Source organism: Streptomyces griseorubiginosus (assembly GCF_017614965.1).
GTDB lineage: Bacteria > Actinomycetota > Actinomycetes > Streptomycetales > Streptomycetaceae > Streptomyces > Streptomyces griseorubiginosus_B.
In genome coordinates, this window is record NZ_WVUG01000003.1 from 22,441 (window position 1) to 41,909 (window position 19,469).

The 19,469-nt window shown below is 72.9% G+C and carries 19 protein-coding genes and 1 pseudogene; 10 read left to right on the forward strand and 10 right to left on the reverse strand.

Annotated features, from left to right (window positions below; genetic code table 11):
* Window positions 1–70: 70 nt before the first annotated feature.
* The 3 genes from GRC12_RS01065 (at window position 71) to GRC12_RS45235 (ending at window position 3,943) form a co-directional block, all read left to right on the forward strand.
* Window positions 71–1,000: a glutaminase gene (locus tag GRC12_RS01065; RefSeq protein ID WP_208776691.1), complete on the forward strand. Its 930-nt coding sequence runs from the start codon at window positions 71–73 to the stop codon at window positions 998–1,000.
* 205 nt (window positions 1,001–1,205) lie between these two features.
* Entirely contained in the window at window positions 1,206–2,600 is a 1,395-nt protein-coding gene (mptB, locus tag GRC12_RS01070; RefSeq protein WP_208776692.1) for a polyprenol phosphomannose-dependent alpha 1,6 mannosyltransferase MptB, read from the forward strand.
* Entirely contained in the window at window positions 2,597–3,943 is a 1,347-nt protein-coding gene (locus GRC12_RS45235) for a glycosyltransferase 87 family protein (protein WP_244371866.1), read from the forward strand. Before mptB ends, GRC12_RS45235 begins: the two co-directional genes overlap by 4 nt.
* Before the next feature lie 80 nt (window positions 3,944–4,023).
* Here the strand turns inward: GRC12_RS45235 and GRC12_RS45240 are convergent.
* The 4 genes and pseudogenes from GRC12_RS45240 to GRC12_RS01090 form a co-directional block, all read right to left on the reverse strand.
* Window positions 4,024–4,857: pseudogene (locus GRC12_RS45240) on the reverse strand (D-alanyl-D-alanine carboxypeptidase family protein); the annotation flags it as partial.
* 120 nt (window positions 4,858–4,977) lie between these two features.
* Window positions 4,978–6,120: a transcription termination factor Rho gene (gene rho, locus GRC12_RS01080; protein ID WP_208776694.1), complete on the reverse strand. Its 1,143-nt coding sequence runs from the start codon at window positions 6,118–6,120 to the stop codon at window positions 4,978–4,980.
* 276 nt (window positions 6,121–6,396) lie between these two features.
* The gene (locus GRC12_RS01085; protein WP_208776695.1) at window positions 6,397–7,224 is read right to left on the reverse strand and encodes a class I SAM-dependent methyltransferase; all 828 of its coding nucleotides are present in this window, start codon (window positions 7,222–7,224) and stop codon (window positions 6,397–6,399) included.
* Window positions 7,225–7,465: 241 nt separating this feature from the next.
* On the reverse strand, window positions 7,466–8,221 hold the full coding sequence (locus tag GRC12_RS01090) for an NPP1 family protein (protein WP_308286438.1): 756 nt from the start codon (window positions 8,219–8,221) through the stop codon (window positions 7,466–7,468).
* 89 nt (window positions 8,222–8,310) lie between these two features.
* On the opposite strand from GRC12_RS01090, the gene GRC12_RS01095 reads away from it, so the two are divergent.
* The 6 genes from GRC12_RS01095 (at window position 8,311) to GRC12_RS01120 (ending at window position 13,850) form a co-directional block, all read left to right on the forward strand.
* Window positions 8,311–8,820 carry an SRPBCC family protein gene (locus GRC12_RS01095; protein ID WP_208776697.1) on the forward strand — a complete coding sequence of 170 codons (510 nt, stop codon included), beginning with the start codon at window positions 8,311–8,313 and terminating at the stop codon, window positions 8,818–8,820.
* A complete protein-coding gene (locus GRC12_RS01100) occupies window positions 8,820–9,878 on the forward strand; it encodes an LLM class flavin-dependent oxidoreductase (RefSeq protein WP_208776698.1) in 1,059 nt (352 codons plus the stop codon). The genes GRC12_RS01095 and GRC12_RS01100 overlap by 1 nt, the downstream gene beginning before the upstream one ends.
* A 92-nt stretch (window positions 9,879–9,970) precedes the next feature.
* Entirely contained in the window at window positions 9,971–10,687 is a 717-nt protein-coding gene (locus GRC12_RS01105) for a YciI family protein (protein ID WP_208776699.1), read from the forward strand.
* Window positions 10,687–11,025: a YciI family protein gene (locus tag GRC12_RS01110; protein WP_208776700.1), complete on the forward strand. Its 339-nt coding sequence runs from the start codon at window positions 10,687–10,689 to the stop codon at window positions 11,023–11,025. The genes GRC12_RS01105 and GRC12_RS01110 overlap by 1 nt, the downstream gene beginning before the upstream one ends.
* Window positions 11,022–12,272 (forward strand): RNA polymerase sigma factor, encoded by a 1,251-nt coding sequence (locus GRC12_RS01115; protein ID WP_208776701.1) that lies wholly within the window; start codon window positions 11,022–11,024, stop codon window positions 12,270–12,272. The genes GRC12_RS01110 and GRC12_RS01115 overlap by 4 nt, the downstream gene beginning before the upstream one ends.
* Window positions 12,273–12,431: 159 nt before the next feature.
* A complete protein-coding gene (locus GRC12_RS01120) occupies window positions 12,432–13,850 on the forward strand; it encodes an MFS transporter (RefSeq protein ID WP_308286439.1) in 1,419 nt (472 codons plus the stop codon).
* Window positions 13,851–14,006: 156 nt separating this feature from the next.
* Here the strand turns inward: GRC12_RS01120 and GRC12_RS01125 are convergent, their stop codons facing one another.
* Window positions 14,007–14,417 carry a nuclear transport factor 2 family protein gene (locus GRC12_RS01125; RefSeq protein ID WP_208776702.1) on the reverse strand — a complete coding sequence of 137 codons (411 nt, stop codon included), beginning with the start codon at window positions 14,415–14,417 and terminating at the stop codon, window positions 14,007–14,009.
* A gap of 83 nt (window positions 14,418–14,500) precedes the next feature.
* Between GRC12_RS01125 and GRC12_RS01130 the strand changes: the two genes are divergently transcribed.
* A complete protein-coding gene (locus GRC12_RS01130; protein WP_208776703.1) occupies window positions 14,501–15,253 on the forward strand; it encodes a class I SAM-dependent methyltransferase in 753 nt (250 codons plus the stop codon).
* Here the strand turns inward: GRC12_RS01130 and GRC12_RS01135 are convergent.
* The 5 genes from GRC12_RS01135 to GRC12_RS01155 form a co-directional block, all read right to left on the reverse strand.
* Window positions 15,231–15,965, reverse strand: coding sequence for a GntR family transcriptional regulator (locus GRC12_RS01135; RefSeq protein ID WP_208776704.1), 735 nt, complete (start codon window positions 15,963–15,965; stop codon window positions 15,231–15,233). The two genes, GRC12_RS01130 and GRC12_RS01135, sit on opposite strands and share 23 nt — an antisense overlap.
* A 130-nt stretch (window positions 15,966–16,095) precedes the next feature.
* Window positions 16,096–17,262, reverse strand: coding sequence for a serine hydrolase domain-containing protein (locus GRC12_RS01140; RefSeq protein WP_208776705.1), 1,167 nt, complete (start codon window positions 17,260–17,262; stop codon window positions 16,096–16,098).
* An 89-nt stretch (window positions 17,263–17,351) separates the two neighbouring features.
* A complete protein-coding gene (locus GRC12_RS01145) occupies window positions 17,352–17,756 on the reverse strand; it encodes a nuclear transport factor 2 family protein (RefSeq protein WP_208776706.1) in 405 nt (134 codons plus the stop codon).
* A gap of 11 nt (window positions 17,757–17,767) precedes the next feature.
* Window positions 17,768–18,736 (reverse strand): acetylxylan esterase, encoded by a 969-nt coding sequence (locus GRC12_RS01150; RefSeq protein ID WP_208776707.1) that lies wholly within the window; start codon window positions 18,734–18,736, stop codon window positions 17,768–17,770.
* Between the two features lie 117 nt (window positions 18,737–18,853).
* The gene (locus GRC12_RS01155) at window positions 18,854–19,447 is read right to left on the reverse strand and encodes an Rv1733c family protein (protein WP_208776708.1); all 594 of its coding nucleotides are present in this window, start codon (window positions 19,445–19,447) and stop codon (window positions 18,854–18,856) included.
* Window positions 19,448–19,469: the final 22 nt, after the last annotated feature.

A 19,469-nucleotide genomic window follows, 5' to 3' on the forward strand; every position in this document is an offset into this window, starting at 1 on the left:
AGCAGCTCCTGACCAGTAGTTCCTGACCTGCGGCGACGCGCCGGGACCGTGCGGAGGCACAATAGTGATCATGACAACGACGTCGTCCTTCGCCTTCCAGCCGGTCCTGGAGCGCATCGCCGAGGAGATCGAACGCACCCCGGACCGCGGCCGGCCCGCCGACTACATCCCGGCGCTCGCCGCCTGCGACCCGCGCCGCTTCGGCATGGCCGTCGCGGAGCTGGACGGGACGGTGTACGGCGTGGGGGACTGGCGCGAGCCGTTCTCCACGCAGTCCATCACCAAGGTCTACACCCTCGCCCTCGACCTGGCCCGCGAGGGCGACGAACTGTGGGAGCACGTGGGCCGCGAGCCCTCCGGCAACCCCTTCAACTCCCTGGTCCAGCTGGAGTACGAGAACGGCATCCCGCGCAATCCCTTCATCAACGCGGGCGCGCTCGTCGTCACCGACCGCCTGCAGAGCCGTACCGGGGACGCGGCCGGTGAACTGCTGGGTTTCCTGCGCTCCGAGAGCGGCAACCCGGCCCTCGACTTCGACAAGGACGTAGCCGCCTCCGAGGCCGCGCACGGCGACCGCAACGCCGCGCTCGCCCACTTCATGGCGTCCTACGGCAACATCGACAACCCCGTACCGGTCCTGCTCGACCAGTACTTCCGGCAGTGCTCGATCACCGCCTCCTGCGCTGACCTCGCGTTGGCCACCACCTTCCTGGCCCGCCACGGCGTCCGCGCCGACGGCACCCGGCTGCTCACCCGCAGCCAGGCCAAGCAGGTCAACGCCGTGATGCTGACCTGCGGGACGTACGACGCGGCCGGCGACTTCGCCTACCGCGTCGGCCTGCCCGGCAAGAGCGGTGTCGGCGGTGGCGTCATCGCCGTCGTGCCCGGCCGCTGCACGCTGTGCGTGTGGAGCCCCGGCCTCGACTCGCGCGGCAACTCCGTGGCCGGCGTCGCGGCCCTTGACCGCTTCACCACCCTGACCGGACTGTCGGTGTTCTGACCGACCCCCTGAAGTCCCCGGTCACCCCGGGAACCCGGTCCTGCGCCGCTCCCGTGACCTCGGCGAGGAAGTCCTGGACGTGCTACGCGGCGAACTCATCGGTCTCAGGGGGCAATCACACGCCGGTCACACGCAGGTCCCCGGACCGCAGGCGGCACGTCAAGTTCCGGCCATCCGGCGTTGACACGCTGAACGAGTGTTGGCCATGGCTTTCCCCGTCGATCTTCGCCGCTGTCAGGTCCTGGGCCTGGCCGGCACCGCCTTCCTCGCGCTGGGCGGTGAGACGGCCGGCGCCCTTCCCGTCCAGGAACTGCTGGCCCCCGCCAACGTCCGCGCGGCGCTGGGGCTGGTCGGTGTCTACTTCGGTGTCGTCATCCTCATAGCGGCCTGGGTGCTGCTCGGCCGGCTGGTGCGCGGCGCCGAGCCGCCCAGCCCGCGCTCACTGCTGCTGGTGCTCGCCACCTGGTCGGCACCGCTGCTGATCGCGCCACCCCTGTTCAGCAGGGACGTCTACAGCTATCTCGCCCAGGGCGCCATGGTCGACGCCCACATCGACGTGTACGCCAACGGACCCGCCCAGCTCGGCGGTCCGCTCGCCGACGAGGTCGCGCCGCTGTGGCAGCACACCGGAGCGCCGTACGGCCCGGTGTTCCTCGCCGTCGCCTCCCACCTGTCCGACCTGACCCGGGGCCAGCTCCCCGCCGGTCTCGTCGGGATGCGGCTGGTGGCGCTGCTCGGCGTCGCGCTCATGGCCGCGGCGCTGCCCCGGCTGGCGCGGCACAGCGGCGCGGACCCGGCCGCCGCGCTCTGGCTCGGCGCCCTCAACCCGCTGGTCCTGCTCCACCTGGTCGCCGGCGCCCACAATGACGCGATCATGCTCGGGCTGCTCGGCGTCGGCCTGGTGGCGGCGCTGGGCCGGTGGCCGGTCCTGGGGGCCGTACTCGTGACGCTCGCCGCGCTGGTCAAGGCGCCCGCGGCGCTCGGTCTCGCCGCTGTGGTGGTCCTGCAGGTACGCGCGGGGCGACACCCGGCGAGGGCCGTGCTGACGACCGGTGCCGCCGCCGCGGCCACCACGGTCGCGGCCACGGCCCTCGCCGGAACGGGGTACGGCTGGATAGGCGCCCTCGACACCCCGGTCTCCGCGCACAACTGGGCGCTGACCAGTCTCCTCGGCCGTGCCACCGGCGCCCTGCTGGAACACCTCGGCAGTGACCTCGCGCCGCTCGCCCTGCCCGTCTGGCACGTCCTCGGTCTCGCCGTCACCGTGCTGGTGATAGCGGCCATATGGTGGCGGCTGCGCCCCCGCCCGGTCTACGCGCTGGGCCTGAGCCTCGCCACGGTCGCCGCCTTCGGCCCGGCCATCCGGCCCTGGTACGCCCTGTGGGGCCTGTTCCTGATAGCCGCCGCGGCGCCCACGACCTCGGTGCGGCACCGGGTGGCGGCCGTCACGGGCGTGCTGGCGCTGGCCACGCTGCCCAGCGGCGGCCCGGTGGACACCGGGCAACTGGTGCTGGCGGTCTCCGGGGGCGTGCTGGCCGTGGTGGTCCTCTGGCAGGCCCATCAGGCGGCCCAGGCACCCGTGTTGGGACACACCGCATGACCCCGCCCCGCACCGACCGCGGCAGGCTGCTGCTGGTCCTCGCCGTCGCCGCCGCCGTCACGGCCTTCACCGCGACCGTGCCCCTGCTGCGCGACTGGTTCGACCTGCGCGTCTACTACGGTGCCGTCAACACCTGGATCCACGACGGTGGACGGCTCTACGACTACCAGGTCCCGGGGACGACCTACGGCTTCACCTATCCGCCGTTCGCCGCCGTCGCCATGCTGCCGATGTCCCTCATCGGCCTGCACACGGCGATCGCCCTCGCCCTGCTGCTCAACCTGGCGGCGCTCGCGCTGATCGTGCACCTGCTGACCGAGGGGGCGTGGCGGCGCTACGGCTGGTACGGCTGCGCCCTGGGCGCCTGTGTGCTCGCGCTGTTCGAGCCCCTGCGCGACACCTTCAGCTTCGGGCAGGTCAATCTGCTGCTGTTGGCCCTCGTCCTGGTCGACGCCTGGCTGCTGCGCACCGCGCGGGACCGCTGGGCGGGCGTCGGGATCGGGCTGGCCGCCGCGATCAAACTGACCCCGGCCGTCTTCATCGGTCTGCTGCTGCTGGCCCGCCGCTGGCGTGCCGCCGCCCTCGCCACCGTCGTGACCTGCGCGGCGACCGGCCTCGCCGCCCTGGTGGCTCCGAACGCCTCGCGCTTCTACTGGACCGAGGCCCTGTGGGACACCAAGCGGGTGGGTCGTCTCGACTACGTCTCCAACCAGTCCCTGCAGGGCGTCCTCGCCCGCCTCGGCGTGACCGACCGTCCCGTCTGGGCGGCGGCGGTGCTGCTGGTCCTCTGCGTCTGGGCGCTCCGCACCCGCCGCGCCCTCACCTGCGACGACTGGCCGGCGGCGTTCGCCCTCACCGGCCTGACCGCGTGTCTGGTCAGCCCGATCACCTGGGTGCATCACCTGGTGTGGCTGCTGCCGTCCTTCGCCGTCCTGGTCCGCGCCGGACACCCGCGGATCGCGGGCGCCCTGTACGCGGTGCTGTGCACCAGCGTGGTGTGGCTGTGGTTCCACGACGCGTCCGGCATCGACGGGTTCCTCGGCAGCAACACCTACGCCTGGATCACCCTCGGCCTGCTGTTGTGGCTGCCGGTCGGTCAACTCCCGTCCACGGGCTCGCCTTTGACCCGCAGCACCAAGGCCACCGCTCCCGCGCCGAGCGCCGCGGCACCGGAGATGGCGCCCGTCTCCGCCCACCCGCGCCCGCGTTCCACGGGAGAGGCCACGGGAACCGGGACGGACGCCGGGCGCGGCGTGACCCGCAGCCCGTCCAGCGACCCGACCGGCGCCACCCGCCCGGCCGCCCCGAACCCCCAGTCGAGCAGCTCCCGCGCCTCCTCGTAGACGGTGAACCCGCCGCCCGTCTGCGGGTTCATCACCGTCACGACCAGCGTGCGTCCGCCCCGGCGGGCGGCGGCGACCAGGGTGTTGCCGGCATGTGTGGTGTATCCGTTCTTGATGCCGATCAGTCCCGGATAGCGCGCCACGCCGTCCGCGCCGCTCAGCAGCCGATTGGTGTTCCGGATCCCGTACGACGATCCGTCCCCGGCGGGGAAGAGTGCCTGGGCCGTGCCGCAGTACCGCGCGAAGTCCGCGTTGCGCAGTCCGGCCCGGCCGAACACCGCCAGGTCGTACGCCGACGAGACCTGCCCGGGTGTGTCGTAGCCGTCCGGCGAGCGCACCTGGGTGTCCAGTGCGCCCAGGGCGCGCGCCTTGGCCTGCATCCGCTCGGCGGTCACCCGCCAGCCGCCGTTGAGCGCGGCCAGGACGTGCACGGCGTCGTTGCCGGAGTTCAGGAAGACCCCGCGCCACAGGTCGGCGACCTCGTAGGTGCGCCCCGGGGCGACACCGACCATGCTGCTGCCCGGCCCGATGCCCGCCAGTTCCTCCTCGCTCACCGTGTGCCGGACACCGGCCGGCAGGGTCGGCAGCACGGTGAGGGCGAACAGGGTCTTCAGCGTGCTGGCGGGCGGCAGCCCGCGATGCGCGTCGTGGGCGGCCAGCACCTCGCCGCTGTCCGCGTCGGCCACCAGCCACGACAGCGCGGAGACGTCCGGGAGGCGGGGTACCCCGCGCGGGGCCCGGACCAGTGTGCCGGACCGGTAGAGGAGCGACGGCTGCGGCATCGCCGCCCGGGTGGAGCCGTTCGGCGTGGGCTGCGCGCCTGCGGCCACCGCGACGGGGCCGAACGCCAGGACACTCGCCGCGCAGAGCGCGCAGGCCGTGACGCCGGCCCGGGAAGAGAATCCGATGGTCATACTTATCAACGTAGGAATCGATCGTCCGGACGCGCCGATGACCGGGCCGGACGGGGTGCGCCAGCACCCGTATGCCGCAGCGTGTGTCCGTCGGCGGCTCGGCCTCGCGGCCGTCACGGGTCACTCGGCACGCAGTGTCGGCTGGACGCGCCGCAGGAAGGTCGCGTTGTCGGGAGTGGTCCGCAGGTGCTCCAGGAGGGTCTCCAGACCGCCCTGGGCGTCGCGGGTCTGCAGGGCGCGCCGCAGGCCACGGACGGTGGTCAACTCGGCCGGGGAGAGCAGGAGTTCCTCGCGGCGGGTGCCTGAGGGGGTGATGTCGACGGCCGGGAAGACACGCCGCGAGGCGAGTTCGCGGCTGAGGCGGAGCTCCATGTTGCCGGTGCTCTTGAGCTCCTCGAAGAAGTAGTCGTCGGCCCGCGAGCCGGTCTCCACCAGGGCGGTGGCCAGGATCGTGAGCGAGCCGCCCTCCTCGGCCAGCCGCGCGGCACCGAAGAACCGCTTCGGCCCGAGCAGCGCGCCCGCGTCCACACCGCCGCTGAGGGTACGGCCGCCGGAGGAGGCCGCGTTGTTGTGCGCCCGGCACAGCCGGGTCAGGGAGTCGAGCAGGATGACGACGTCCTCGCCCGCCTCCACCAGCCGCTTGGCCCGCTCGATGACGAGCTCGGCGAGGGCGATGTGCTGCTTGGCCGCCCGGTCGAAGGTGGAGGCGTACACCTCGCCGCGCACCGAGCGGCGCATCTCGGTGACCTCCTCGGGGCGTTCGTCGAGGAGTACCACCATCAGGCGGCACTCGGGGTGGTTGCCGGCGACGGCGGCCGCGATCTGCTGGAGCAGCACGGTCTTGCCGGTCTTGGGGGGTGCCACGATCAGCCCGCGCTGACCCTTGCCGACGGGTGCGAGCAGGTCGGCGATCCGGCCCGTGAGCCCGGACGCCGGGTGTTCCAGGCGCAGGCGCTGATGGGGGTGGAGCGGGGTGAGGTCGCGGAAGTGACGGCGGCCGCGCAGGTCGTCGGGCGTGCGCCCGTTGACCCGTGCGACCTCGGTCAGGGCGCGCCGGCCGTCCCGTACGCCTTCGACGAGGTCGCCCCTGCGCAGGCCGTGACGGCGGATCAGCGCGGGGGAGACGGGCAGGTCGGAGGGCGAGGCGAGAAGGGTCTCGGCGCGCAGGTGCCCCTTGCCGCCCGCGTCGATGTCGAGGACACCGGTGACGATCTGGGCCTGGGGCTCCTGCCGGACCGGGGGGTGTTCGAGAGTGGTGGTCATGGTGGGGGTCCTTTCGAGGACGGATGGCATGAGACATGCGGAAGGAAGGGGTGGAAGCCGCGACGGGAAGGCGGACAGCGCCTTCGGCGGCGGGAACAGCGCCTCGGGTACGGCACGGCCGTACCGGTCACGAGGTGGTGCTGGAGAGCCGGTGCGCCGGCCGGGAGACGGCGGGCGGAGCGGCGAACTGAGAGGGAACCGGCACCGGCGCCCACGACAGGGGGCGAACTCAGGTGCTAGCAGGAAGGTACCACAGGGGGTGCGGCCGTAAACCGGTCAGCGGGAGGCGAGCAGACCGTACAGGAGCGGAATCCGCGGCTCCGGCAGGCGCCACCAGCCGGACGCCGTGCGGACCATCTGCGGCCAGCGTGGCCAGGGAAGTTCCTCGCTCTCCCTGAGGCGCCGGATGGTCAGTCCTGCGATGGTCAACGCGTTGATGACCTCGCCTATTCCGTGCATCCACTCGTAACTGTCCGTGGCGCCCTCGACCGCCGGGCCGTCGGTGTAGGTGTGCGTCGCGTCCCGGTGCACGGCGCCGCTGCCGCCCAGGTAGTCGTGGCGCAGCAGCAGCTCGGGGCCCTCGCCCGGGGCGGGCTTGGGGCCCAGCGAGTTGAGCAGCGGGTGGAACTCCATGATGTACAAGTGGCCGCCGGGGCGCAGAAGTCGGGCGACGACCTCGGCCCACCGCTCGAGGTCCGGGAGGTAGCACAGGGCGCCCTTGCCGGTGTACACGACGTCGAACTGCCGTCCGTCCAGCGCCTGTTGGGCGTCGTACACATTGGCCTGTACGTAGTCCACGGGCACGCCCGCCCGCGCCGAGACGTCCCGGGCGGCGGCCACCGACGCCGCGGAGAAGTCGAGGCCGACGGCACGGGCACCGCGCTGGGCGAAGGCGATCGTCTCGGTGCCGAGATGACACTGGAGGTGCAGTACGTCACGGCCGGACAGTTCGCCGAGATCGTCCCACTCGAAGGGGGCGAACCAGCGCGCCGGGTCGAGGTCCTGGTCGAGACCGTAGAACCGGCTGGCGAGGTGGACGGGGGTGCGGGCGTCCCAGTTGGCCTGGTTGGCCCGCATGAACCGCGCGTGCTCGTCGGTGGTCATGCGGACATCCAACCGCAGCCCGGCCCCGGTCGGCGTCCGACGCCCGCATACCAGCCATACGAACGCCCGCTTGACCGGTTTCTTCTCGAGCAGGCGGGCAAGTTCAGCGGCGAGGGCCCGGGATGGACGCGCCGCGGGTCCGTCGGCCGTCGTCGACGCCGGAGCGACAGTGCGGGGGCGGCCGCGCGGACAGAGCGGGAGGCCGGTGCCCGGTGCCCCGGCCTCCTCGCGCGCGGACGCGTCAGGCGTTGGGGTCGAAGGGGATTCCGGCGGGCATGGAGTGGGCCAGGGCGTACTGGAAGTCGCCGTCCTTGATCTTGATCGTGGCGGCGCCGAAGTCTGCGCTCAGCAGCTTGTCGCGGAAGCCTGCCGGATAGCCGTTCCAGCCGACCAGATGGGGATAGAACCAGCCGCCGGTGGCGTTCTCCGGCGGTTCGTCGTTGGCGTTGGCGAAGCGGAAGCAGTGCGTGGAGACGCCGTCCTTGTGGTAGACGACCTTCGGGTGGGTGCCGTCGAAGCGCACCGCCGAGCGGGCCGCCACTTGGTAGCCGCTGTGCTGCGACACCGACACGTACTGGACCTGGTCGTCGCTGATCCACACCACGACGTGTTCCCAGTCGTGCCGGTGGCCGATGGCCGCGGGACCGAGCGTCGCCTGGTCCTTCTCGAAGTAGCTGGCGTACACCACCGCGCACCAGCCGTTGTCGCACTTCTCGCGTGAGTAGGTGTTGGCGTTGGCCAGTTGGGCGTAGTCGTGGCAGTGGCCGTTGACGTCACCGCCGAGTTTGAGGCCCGGGTTGATGGTGCCGGCGGCGCCGATGGCGGCGGTGGCGTAGCAGCCGTCCTTGTCGTAGTCGTAGGCCGGGGAGAAGCTCTGTTCCAGGCCGTCGGCGTTCTGCGGCAGCAGCTGCAGGACGTCGGCTCGGGCGCTGGTCGGGATCGCGAGGAGGAGTGTCAGGGCGCCGAGGGCGCTGAGGAGGACCTTGGTGGGGGGCACAGGTCCAGACCATGACATTCTGGCGTGTGCGCGTCAAGGCTTGAGGAAAGTCGTAAAGTTGAACTTCGACTGCGGGAGGTCGGCCGGGCATGAGGTGGACGGGCGCGCGCTACACGGACAAGCCGACGGTCGAGGTGCGGACCTGGATCGCCGCCCCGCCCGAGCGGGTGTGGGCGCTGGTGCGTGACATCGGCCTGATGCCGGGCATGAGCGACGAACTCCAGTCGGTGGAGTGGCTCGACGGTGCCGGGGAGCCCGCAGTCGGAGCCCGGTTCCTCGGCCGCAACCGGCACGAGGCCTTCGGCGAGTGGACCACCACCTCGTACGTCATCGAGTGCGAACCGTGCCGCGTCCTCGCCTGGGCGGTGCACAACCCCGACCGCCCGTCGGCGGTCTGGCGCTTTCGTCTGCACCCCGGCGACGGCGGCACCGAGCTGTCGCAGTGGATGCAGATGGGCCCCGGCCGCTCCGGACTGTCCGCGGCGATCGACCGCATGCCGGAGAAGGAACAGAAGATCGTGTTCGTACGGCTGCGGGAGCTGGAGCAGGCCATGACCACCACACTGCGTCACCTCAAGAACCGTGCGGAGAACGGCTGATGCGCACGGCGACCACGATCGAGGCCTCCGGCGGTCAACACTGGTCGGAGCAGGCCGACTTCGTCGTGGAGGCGGAGAAACTCGGCCTGGACGTCTGCTGGGTGGCCGAGGCCTGGGGCTCCGACGCGCCCTCCGCGCTCGGCTACTACGCCGCGCTGACCGACCGGATGCTGCTGGGCTCCGGTGTCCTGCAGCTCGGCACCCGCACGCCGGTCGCCGTCGCCCAGATCGCGATCACCCTGGCCAACCTCTCCGGCGGACGCTTCCTGCTCGGCCTCGGCGCCTCCGGCCCGCAGGTGATCGAGGGACTGCACGGGGTGCCGTTCGCCCGTCCGCTGGCCCGTATGCGGGAGACCGTCGAGATCGTGCGCCGCGTCTTCGACGGCGGCAGACTGTCGTACCAGGGGAGCCAGTTCAGCATCCCGCTGCCCGGTGGCGACGCAGTCCCCATGCGTCTGTCGACCCGGCCCGAACACCCCGTCCCCGTCCACCTCGCCGCCCTGTCGCCCGCCATGCTGCGGCTGACGGGTGAGGTCGCCGACGGCTGGCTCGGCACCAGCTTCGTGCCCGAGGGCGCGGCCGGGGCGTACTTCGCCCACCTCGACGAAGGACTGGCCCGGGCCGGACGCAACCGCGCCGACCTCGACGTATGCCAGGGCGCCGAGGTCGCCTTCGCACCCGACGAGGCCGCCCTCGGCGCGCTGACCGCCCGCCGGAAGAAGGAACTCGCCTTCAGCCTCGGCGGCATGGGCTCCGCCTCGACCAACTTCTACAACGCCGCCTACAGCCGCCAGGGCTGGGCGGAGGTGGCCGCCGAGGTGCGGGAGCGCTGGCAGGCCGGCGACCGGGACGGCGCGGCCGGCCTCGTCACCGACGAGATGGTGCTCGCCACGACCCTCATCGGCACCGAGCCGATGGTGCGCCGACGGCTGCGCGTGTGGCGGGACGCGGGCGTGACCACCGTACGGTTGTATCCGGCCGGGACGACCCTGCACGAGCGGCTGGCGACGCTGGGGCGGGCGATCGAGCTGGTACGGGAGGTCGACGGCGCGTCGTGAGCGGGACCGAGGAATCCGTCCGGCAGGGTGTCGATTCGCTCCGCCCCCGTTCGTCGGTGGGGTGCAGACAGCTCTGACGACCGGGAGGAACCATGAAGTACATGCTGCTCGTCTGCGGCGACGACACCGCCGACGCCTCGGGCATGGCACCCGTCGAACCCTGGGTGGAGGAACTCGGCGACCGCGGTGCCCGGCTGCACGGCCACCGGCTCGCCCTGCCCGCCGAGGCGGTCACCGTCCGGGTGCGCGGCGGCGAGGTGCTGCGCACGGACGGCCCGTTCGCGGAGACCAAGGAGTACGTCGCCGGCTACGACATCCTCGAGTGCGACAGCCTGGAGGAGGCCGTCGAGGCGGCGGCCCGGCACCCGGTCGCCACCATCGGGGCCATGGAGGTACGGCCCTTCTGGCCCATGTGGGACGAGGAGGACCCCGAGACCGCGATCCGCGCCCTCGACACCCGCCTGACCGAGGCCCACCGCGAGCGGGACATCGACGGGGTGCTGGCCTGCTACGCCCCGGACGCCGACGTCTTCCATCTCACCGGCGGGCACGAGCGACAGGGCCTCGACGCCTTCCGCAAGGCCCTGCAGGACGTGTTCGCGTCCGGGCCCGTGACCCGCGAGGTGCTGGAGTTGCGCGTCCACGTGGATGAGAGCATCGGCTTCGCCCACTCCCTCGTACGGCTGACGGGCACCCGCGCCGACGGCACCCCCTACTCCGACACCCTGCGCGTGATCACCGGTTACCGTGACCTCGGACTGCGCCGGCTGATCACCCACGAGCAGGCCGTGTCCCTGAGGGAGGCGTGATGAAGTACGCCCTGCTGTTCTCCTCGCCCGTCCGGGGGGAGGAGCGGAGCCCGGCCGAGCACGCCGAGGACCCGCGGTTCGCCGCCTACTTCGCCGAGGTGCGGGCGGGCCGGGTCACCGGCGGGGCACGGCTGCGGCCGCCCGCCGACGCCACCACCGTGCGCGTGCGGGACGACGAGATCCTGCTCAGCGACGGCCCCTTCGCGGAGACCAAGGAGTACCTCGCGGGCATCGCGTTCATCGACGTGGCCGACCTCGACGAGGCCGTCGCCCTCGCCGCGAAGCACCCGGCGGCCGCCGACGGCGGCGCGGTCGAGGTACGGCCGGTCTGGGAGTGAGCTCCACGGACGGGATCGAGGAGGCCGTCGCCGCCGCCTTCCGGGAGGAGTGGGGCCAGGTCGTCGCCACCCTGATCCGGGTGACCGGCGACTGGGACCTCGCCGAGGAGTGCGCGCAGGACGCCTTCGCCCAGGCCCTCGACCGGTGGCGGCGCGACGGGATCCCGCGCCGCCCCGGTGCCTGGCTGACGACGACCGCCCGCAACCGCGCTCTCGACGTGCTGCGCCGGGAGGCGGTGGGGGCGGCGAAACTGCGGGAGGCGGCCGTGCTGGCGCGCGACGAGACGTCGTACGACGACGGGGACGACAGCGGTGTCCAGGACGACCGGCTGCGGCTGATCTTCACCTGCTGCCATCCCGCCCTGCCCATCGAGGCCCGGGTCGCGCTCACCCTGCGCACCCTCGCCGGGCTGACCACAGCGGAGATCGCCCGTGCCTTCCTCGTCCCCGAGGCGACGATGGCGCAGCGACTGGTGCGCGCCAAGCGCAAGATCCGCAACGCCGGGATCCCCTACCGGGTACCGCCCGCGCACCTGTTGCCCGAGCGCACGACGGGTGTGCTCGGCGTGCTGTACCTGCTGTTCAACGAGGGGTACGCCGCCTCGTCCGGCGCCGATCTGGTCCGCAGGGACCTGTGCGCCGAGGCCGTCCGCCTCGCCCGTCTGCTGGCCCGGCTCATGCCCGACGAACCCGAGGCGCTCGGCCTGCTCGCCCTCCTGCTGCTGCACGACGCCCGCCGGCACACGCGCGTGGACGCCTCCGGCGAACTGGTCACTCTGGAGGACCAGGACCGCACCGCCTGGGACCGCGCCGAGATCGAGGAGGGCACCGCCCTGCTGGAGACGGCCCTGCGCCGCGGCCGCCCCGGCGCCTACCAGATCCAGGCAGCCATCGCCGCCTGCCACGCCACCGCCGCCACGGCCGAGGACACCGACTGGGCGGACATCGCCGGCCTCTACGGCGAACTGGTCCGCTTCGTGCCCTCCACCGTCGTCCGCCTCAACCGCGCCGTGGCCGTCGGCATGTCCGAGGGTCCCGACGCCGGACTCGCCCTCGTCGCCGAACTGGAACGCGAGGGCGATCTGGCCGGCTACCACCTCCTGCCCGCCACCCGCGCGGACCTGCTGCGGCGCAGCGGCCGCCGCACCGAGGCGGCCGAGGCCTACGCGGAGGCGCTTCAGCTGGTGGAGAACGACGCCGAGCGGAGATTCCTGCAGAAACGGCTCGCGGAGTGTCGATCGGCGTAGGCGCCGTTCGTCGGTGGGGTGAAACCACCCCACGGCACCGGAGGCCCCGATGACCACTCGCCGCACACTCCGCCAGATCCTGACAGCGTTCCTGCGCGCATCCGACAGCCCCGGCACCCCCGACGTCTGGCTGGCCGGCCTGCGGCTGGGAGGCTGACCGTGGGCCGCCGCCGGTACGCCCTCGCCCTGCTCTGCGTCGCCGGGTTCATGGTGATCCTGGACGCGCAGATCGTCCTGCTCGCCCTGCCGTCCGTCACGGCCGGCCTCGGTCTGTCCGCGGACGGCGCCCAGTGGGTGATGAGCGCCTATCTGCTGACCTTCGGCGGGCTGCTGCTCCTCGGCGGCCGCACCGCCGACCTGCTGGGCCGCCGCCGGGTCTTCATGACCGGCACCCTGCTGTTCGGACTGTCCTCCCTGCTGTGCGGGCTGGCCTGGACGGGCTCAGTGCTGGTCGCCGCCCGCGCCGTACAGGGCGTGTCGGCCGCCGTCATGGCGCCGAGCGCGCTGTCCCTGCTGGTGAGCACCTTCGCGGAGGGGCCCGAACGCAACAGGGCGCTCGCCGTCTGGTCCGGCAGCGGAGGCTTCGGCGCCACCGCCGCCCTCCTGATCGGCGGCCCCCTCACCGACGTCCTCGGCTGGCGGTGGGTGTTCTTCCTCAACGTGCCCGTCGCCCTGGCGCTGCTCGCCCTGACCCCGGCCCTGCTGAGCGAGAGCCGCTCGGCGGAACGCGCCCGCTCCTACGACCCGGCCGGCGCCCTCACCGCCACCGCGGCGCTCGTCGCCTGCGTGTACGCCGTCGTCCAGGCGCCGACGGCGGGCTGGCTGTCGGTGCGCACGAGCGGACTGCTGGCCGCCGCCGTCGTCCTCGCCGCCCTCTTCCTCCGCGCGGAGGCCGGGTCCCCGGCACCCCTCGTGCCGCTGTCCCTGCTGCGCGCCCGCACCGTCAGCGGCGGCAACCTGGTGGTGTTCCTGCTCGGCGCGAGCGCCTTCGGGATGTCGTACACGCTGTCCCGGTACGGCCAGGGCGTCCTCGGCTACTCGCCGCTGCTGTTCGGTCTGTGCAACGTCGTGATGCCCCTCGGCGCGGTCGTCGGCTCCTACGCCGGGCAGGCCCTGGTCACCCGCGTCGGCGCCCGCCCGGTCGCGGTCGGCGGGCTGGCGCTGGTCGGCACGGGAAGCCTGCTGCTGTCCCGGATCCCGGTCGACGGCGGCTTCGTCCGCGATCTGCTGCCGGGGCTGCTGCTCTTCGGTCCGGGGCTCGGCGCCTGCGCGGTGGCCGGTTCGATCGCCGCCCTCACCGGTGTCGGGGCGCGGGAGTCGGGGGTGGCCTCCGGCATCAACACCGCGGCTTTCCAGATCGGCGGGGCCTTCGGTGTCGCGGTGGTCACCTCCGTCGCCCTGTCCCACACGGGTGGACCCGGACCCGCCGGCCTGACGGCGGGCTACCGCGCCGGGTTCACGGCCTGCGCCCTGCTGGCGACGGCGGGCCTGGCCTGCGCCACCGCCCTCCTCGGCGCGTCCCGTCGCCGGGGTGCCGTCCGGGCCGTGGCCGTCACACGCCGTCGAGTGCGTTCGTGATCGGCGGCAACGTCCCTGCCCCCGACCTGCTCAACAGCCATGTCGGCGACACCGGTGCCGACGGCTACGGCATGTACGCGATCGGCGACGCCGACCGTCCTCGCGCTCACCCGGCACGTCCTACACCGGTGCCCTCGTCCTCACCGTGGCCCGAGGTCAGGAGGCGGAGGCGGACCGCGCCTCCGCCTCCTTCGCGATCTCCTCGAACCGGGCGCCCATCGCCGCCGCCAGCGCCTGGGCACCCGACAACGGCCGCACCATCACGGTGAGTTCGTCGATCAGGCCGTTGTCGTCCAGGTGGATGAAGTCGCAGCCCGTCAGCTCCCGGTCGCCCACGCGCGCGGTGAAGACCAGGGCGTGGTCGCGGCCGTCGGTTCCGCCGCTGAGCTCGCGCTCGTAGCGGAAGTCGTCGAAGACCTGGGAGACCGCGCGCAGGATCGCCGCGGTGATCGCCTTGCCCGGATACGGCTTGAAGACCACCGGGCTGGTGAACACGACGTCCTCCGCCAGCAGCGCCTCGACGGCATCGAGATCGCCGGCCTCGACCGCCTCGCGGAACGCTCGCATCGGATCACCTCATAGTCAATTAGTTGAGTAGGTGAGGATGAGGGTAATCAGCCGCCGCGACCCTGTCCACTAGGCTGACGTGGGTGTTCAGCCCTGAAGGCCCCAGCCTGCGAGAACTCGCCGTCCAGGCCCTGTCCTCCGTGGAGCGGGGATACGACCTGCTCGCTCCGAAGTTCGACCACACCCCCTTCCGGACGCCCGACTCCGTGCTCGAGGCCGTCGCCTCGGCGCTGGCGCGGACGGGACCCTTCGACGACGGACTCGACCTGTGCTGCGGCACGGGCGCGGGCATCGACGTGCTGGCGCGGGTGTGCCGGCGCAGTGTCACCGGGGTCGACTTCAGCGCGGGGATGCTGGCGGTGGCGCGGGAACGGGTCCGCCCGGCCGGTTCGCGGGTGGCCTGGGTGCGTGCGGACGCCCGCACGCTGCCGTTCCGGTCCGCCTTCGACCTCGTGGTCAGCTTCGGGGCGTTCGGGCACTTCCTGCCACAGGAGGTGCCGGGGCTGTTCGCCGAGGTCCACTCGGTGCTGCGGCCGGGCGGGTGTTTCGCGTTCCCCGTCCTGGCCCCGCCCCGGCCCTCGTCGCCCGCGTACTGGATGCTGCTGGGTTTCGACGCGGTGATGCGGGTGCGCAACGCCGTGTGGCGTCCACCGTTCGTCATGTACTACCGGGCCTTCCGGCTGGCGGACGTACGGCGGGAGTTGGAGCGCGCCGGATTCGTCGTCGAGTTGCGGGCGCTGGAGGAGTTCGGGCGGCGGAGCGACGGCAGCCCGCGGGTGCGGATGGTCGTCGCCCGGCGCCCGCTGTCCTCGCTCAGCCCGCGGCCGGAAGCATGAACTCGTAGACCAGGGCGTCCTGTTGGGCGTCCACCAGCAGGTCCGTGATCTCCAGTGGCCGCGCGTACTGGTCGTGCACGCGCCGTGTCACCCGGACCGAGGGGGTGTTCGCGAGCGGGGTGATGGCGTCCCGGTGGTGCAGGGTCAGGCCGGCTTTGCGCATCCACTCGTAGGCGCGGTGCAGTTGGGCCGAGGATGCGCCGTCGGCGCGGTCGCGGTAGCGGGCCAGTTCCTCGACCTCCGCCAGGGCGACCGCGGAGAACGACGTCACCGCCGTACGCCGTCCGCGGCCGTCGGCGCCCGTGGACTCGTAGCGGTGCACCAGGGTCGGGTGCTGCGGGGCGAGGCCGAGGGCCTCGGCGTGCTCGGGCGGGGGCGCCTCCCAGGTGACCGTGGCCCGGTCCACGGCGCGCGGGTCCGCGGCCCGGGCGCCGACCGGGAAGGCGGGCGTGGAGGGGGTCTCCACCGGCAGGCCCGGCAGCGTGGCGTGGCTGCCGCGCCGGTCGGTGCAGACCAGTCCGTCACGGCGCAGCACCTCCAGCGCCTGCCGGACCGTCTCCCTGCTGACCTCGAAATGTGCGGCCAACCGCCGTTCGCTCGGCAGCCGTTCGCCGGGTGGGATCGTGCCGTCGCGCAACTCGCCGAGCAGTCGGGTCGCTACACGCCAGTACAGCGGCTGCTGTTCGGTGACCGGATGGTCGGTGCGGGCCATGCCGCGCCTCCTGTTGGTGACATGCCGTAGCCGTGCGGGCTCAGTGCGCCACCAGATCTAGCATTGGTCTAAACCAGCAGGGAAGGGCGGGCGGCCGGTTCGGCCGAAACCGGCCCGCCCGCACCGGCGTTCACAGAGCGCTGTACAGGGCCTCGATCAGCGCCATCTTCCGTGGGTCGTTGGCGATCTGAGGCCCCATCCGGTTCATCACATAGCCGAGCGACACCCCGGCCTCCGGGTCCGCGAGTCCGCACGAGCCGCCGAACCCGTCGTGTCCGAAAGCACGCGGGTTGGGGCCGTAGGAGCCGTTGTCGCCGCTCAGCCACAGACCGAGCCCGATCTCCGTCTCGGCGTCGAGGCCGGCCCCCAGCACCAGGTCGCGGCAGCTGCCCTGCCCCTCACGCACCCGCTCGGCCGCCTCGGGGGACAGGACGCGACGGCCGGCGTACGTCCCCCTGCCCGCGAAGATCCCGTACAGCGCGGCGACCGCCCGCGCCGTGCCGTGCCCGTTCGCGGCCGGGATCTCCGCGGCCCGCCATGCGGGCGAGTTGGCCTCGTCCGCACCCACCACCGGATTGGCCAGAGCCGCCAGTGCCGCGGGCGTCAACTGACTGAAGATCGCGGCCTGTTCGCTGCTCGAGGCGACCGGCGGATGCACCAGCTCGGCCGCCCTGGCCGCCTCCCGCTCCGGCAGCCCGATGGTGAAGTCGATCCCGAGCGGGCCGGTCACCTCGCGGGCGAGGAAGGCGCCGGGCAGCTGTCCCGAGACCCGCCGGACCACCTCGCCGACCAGGAAGCCGTACGTGAACGCGTGGTACCCGGACGCGGTCCCCGGCTCCCACCAGGGTTCCGTCGCCGCGAGCCGCCCGGTCGTGAACTCCCAGTCGTAGAGCTGCTCGACCGAGTGCGGCTCACGCAGCCCGGACAGTCCGGCCCGGTGCGAGAGCAGATGCCGTACGAGCACCTCCTCCTTGCCGGCCGCGGCGAACTCGGGCCAGTACTTGGCCACCGGCGCGTCGAGGTCGAGCAGGCCCCGGTCGGCGAGGATGTGCGCGCACAGCGCCGTCGGGCCCTTGGTGGTCGACCACACGTTGACCAGGGTGTCCCGCTCCCAGGGCCGGGTGCGGTCCGCGTCCGCCCAGCCGCCCCACAGGTCCACCACGACCTCGCCGCCGACGCTCACCGCGACCGCGGCGCCCAGTTCGCCCCGTTCCCCGAAGTTCTCCTCGAACGCCGTCCGCACCGCCGCGAACCGCTCGTCGCAGTAACCGACCACACCTGGCTCGTGCTCCGCCATGGGGCCCTCCGTCGTCCGCCGGAACCCCGGGCCGCACCGTCGCGACCCGGGCGTCCTGAACGTACCGACTGGTCGGACTGGAGGGAAGGTCAGAGAAGGAACAGCTTGTCCTCCGGTTCCCGGTGACCGTCCGCGCCGTGCCAGTAGTCCCGGGTCTCGACCGCGAGGCCGTCGGCGTCGAACCGTACGAACACGCAGCCCGCGAGGGTGGACGGCACCCCGTCCTCCTCGCTCAGCACCCGGAACTCGGCGACCGCGATCCCCTCCTGGCCGACCACGGGCGGCGAGAACCGTACGTCCCTCACCCGCTCCCGCTCGAACGACCAGCGCAGATAGGCGGCGAGCTCGGCCCGCCCGCGGTGCGGCTCGCGGAAGGGCATCGAGCGGTGGACGCAGTCCCCGGCGTACAGGCCGAGGAGCGCGTCCACGTCGTGCGCGGCCCATCCGCGCTCCCAGACCCGTACGAACCGCTCGGCGGCCTCACGCGTGTCCACGGCCGGCTTCCTCAGGCATACGACCGCAGCCAGCGCAGCTTCGTCGCCTCCTGGTAAGGCCCGCCGCCCTCGTGGTCGTTGAAGTCGTACACCTCGATCGTCCTGTCCTCGTGGCCCCAGGCGTTGAAGGCCGCGAAAACGGTCGAGGGCGGGCAGGTCTGGTCCTCCAGGGCCGCCGAGAACAGCGCCGGCGCGCGGCCGCGGGCGGCGAAGTGGACGCCGTCGAAGTAGGACAGGGTGCGCAGGGCGTCCTCGGAGCGGCCGCGGTGCGTCTTGAGGAACAGGCCGATCTCCCGGTAGGGGTGACGGTCCGTCAGCGTCGCGGCACGTGGGTAGTCGCACAGGAACGGCACGTCCGGGGCCGCCGCCACCAGGTCGGGGACCAGACCGGCGACGGCGATGGTGATGCCGCCGCCCTGGCTCGCGCCGAGCGCGGCCGTGCGGGAGGCATCGGTCAGCGGGTGGGAGCGGGCCGCCTCGACGGCACGGACCGCGTCGGTGAACACCCGGCGGTAGTAGTAGTTCTCCGGCGCGTCGATACCGCGGGTCATGAAGCCCGGGTAGGCGGGCGCGCCGCCCACCGGGTCCGCGGTGCCGCCCCCGCCGCCCCAGGCGCTGCCCTGTCCGCGGGTGTCCATCACGAAGTGCGCCCGGCCGGTGGACGCCCACAGCAGATGCTCGTGCGGCAGGCCGCGTCCGCCGCCGTACCCGATGAACTCCACCACCAGCGGCAGGGGTTCGGACGCGCCGGCGGGCAGCGTCAGCCAGCCCTTCACCGGGTGCCCGCCGAATCCGGCGAACGTCACGTCGTACACCTCGACCGTCGTCAGCCCGGTGTCGACCGGCTCGAAGCGGGCGTCCAGGTCGTGCTCGCGGGCCTCCTGCAGGGTCTTGGACCAGAACGCGTCGAAGTCCTCGGGCTCGACGGACGCGCTGCGGTACTCGTGGAGTTCGTCGAGGGGGAGGTCGAACAGGGCCATGTAGGACCGCCTTCGCATAGGGGCCGTGCGGATGATCAACACCGTACGTGTGCGATCGGACGACTGGCCAGATCTTTCCCGGACTGCGCCCGCGTGATCACTTCCGCACAGCGGCCGTCACGGTCCGCCCGCCTGGCGGCGGGTCCACTGCGGCTCCGTGCGGGCCCATTCCCTCTCCCACTCGGTCAGCCGGTGGCCGATGGCCACGCGCCGCACGACGGCGTTGCCGAGGAGGATCACCGCGACCGCGCCGCCCGCGGCACAGACGCCCATGGTGACGGTGTGCTGCCAGATCTGCGTCCGGCCCGGCGGCGGACCCACCGGCCGGTTGCGGGCGTCGAACCACACCTCCACCGTCTCCCCGTGCCGCGTGCCCGCGGGAACGCGCGCCTCGGTGGTGTGCGGCCCGGTGACGGGGTCCGTCCAGCGCACGGTCACCAGGAACGAGTGCTCCCGGCCGCCCTGCACCGCCGGCGCCCGCTCGGGCGTCGCGCCGACGACCACCACACGCGTCCGATGCCGGTCCGCGCGCTCCGCCGCGGCCGCGGCCTCGGCCCGGTCGTGCGCCCACCAGCCCGTGACGGCCCCCGCGAGCGGCGCTCCGACGAACAGCAGGAGCGCGACGACCAGCGCCGTCCACGCCTCCACCACGTCCGACCGGCGCCGCAGCGGATTGCGCCGCCAGCGCCAGCCGCGCACCCGGGTCCGCATGTCGACCTCCTCGCCGTCACCG

Excerpts from the sequence above, each read along its gene's own strand:
- GRC12_RS45235 (WP_244371866.1), top strand. The coding sequence starts at position 2,597 with ATGACCCCGCCCCGCACCGACCGCGGCAGGCTGCTGCTGGTCCTCGCC.
- GRC12_RS01065 (WP_208776691.1), top strand. The coding sequence starts at position 71 with ATGACAACGACGTCGTCCTTCGCCTTCCAGCCGGTCCTGGAGCGCATC.
- GRC12_RS01150 (WP_208776707.1), bottom strand. The coding sequence starts at position 18,736 with ATGGCCCTGTTCGACCTCCCCCTCGACGAACTCCACGAGTACCGCAGC.
- mptB (WP_208776692.1), top strand. The coding sequence starts at position 1,206 with ATGGCTTTCCCCGTCGATCTTCGCCGCTGTCAGGTCCTGGGCCTGGCC.
- GRC12_RS01100 (WP_208776698.1), top strand. The coding sequence starts at position 8,820 with ATGCGCACGGCGACCACGATCGAGGCCTCCGGCGGTCAACACTGGTCG.
- rho (WP_208776694.1), bottom strand. The coding sequence starts at position 6,120 with ATGACCACCACTCTCGAACACCCCCCGGTCCGGCAGGAGCCCCAGGCC.
- GRC12_RS01105 (WP_208776699.1), top strand. The coding sequence starts at position 9,971 with ATGAAGTACATGCTGCTCGTCTGCGGCGACGACACCGCCGACGCCTCG.
- GRC12_RS01125 (WP_208776702.1), bottom strand. The coding sequence starts at position 14,417 with ATGCGAGCGTTCCGCGAGGCGGTCGAGGCCGGCGATCTCGATGCCGTC.
- GRC12_RS01095 (WP_208776697.1), top strand. The coding sequence starts at position 8,311 with ATGAGGTGGACGGGCGCGCGCTACACGGACAAGCCGACGGTCGAGGTG.
- GRC12_RS01085 (WP_208776695.1), bottom strand. The coding sequence starts at position 7,224 with ATGACCACCGACGAGCACGCGCGGTTCATGCGGGCCAACCAGGCCAAC.
- GRC12_RS01155 (WP_208776708.1), bottom strand. The coding sequence starts at position 19,447 with ATGCGGACCCGGGTGCGCGGCTGGCGCTGGCGGCGCAATCCGCTGCGG.
- GRC12_RS01110 (WP_208776700.1), top strand. The coding sequence starts at position 10,687 with ATGAAGTACGCCCTGCTGTTCTCCTCGCCCGTCCGGGGGGAGGAGCGG.
- GRC12_RS01135 (WP_208776704.1), bottom strand. The coding sequence starts at position 15,965 with ATGGCCCGCACCGACCATCCGGTCACCGAACAGCAGCCGCTGTACTGG.
- GRC12_RS01140 (WP_208776705.1), bottom strand. The coding sequence starts at position 17,262 with ATGGCGGAGCACGAGCCAGGTGTGGTCGGTTACTGCGACGAGCGGTTC.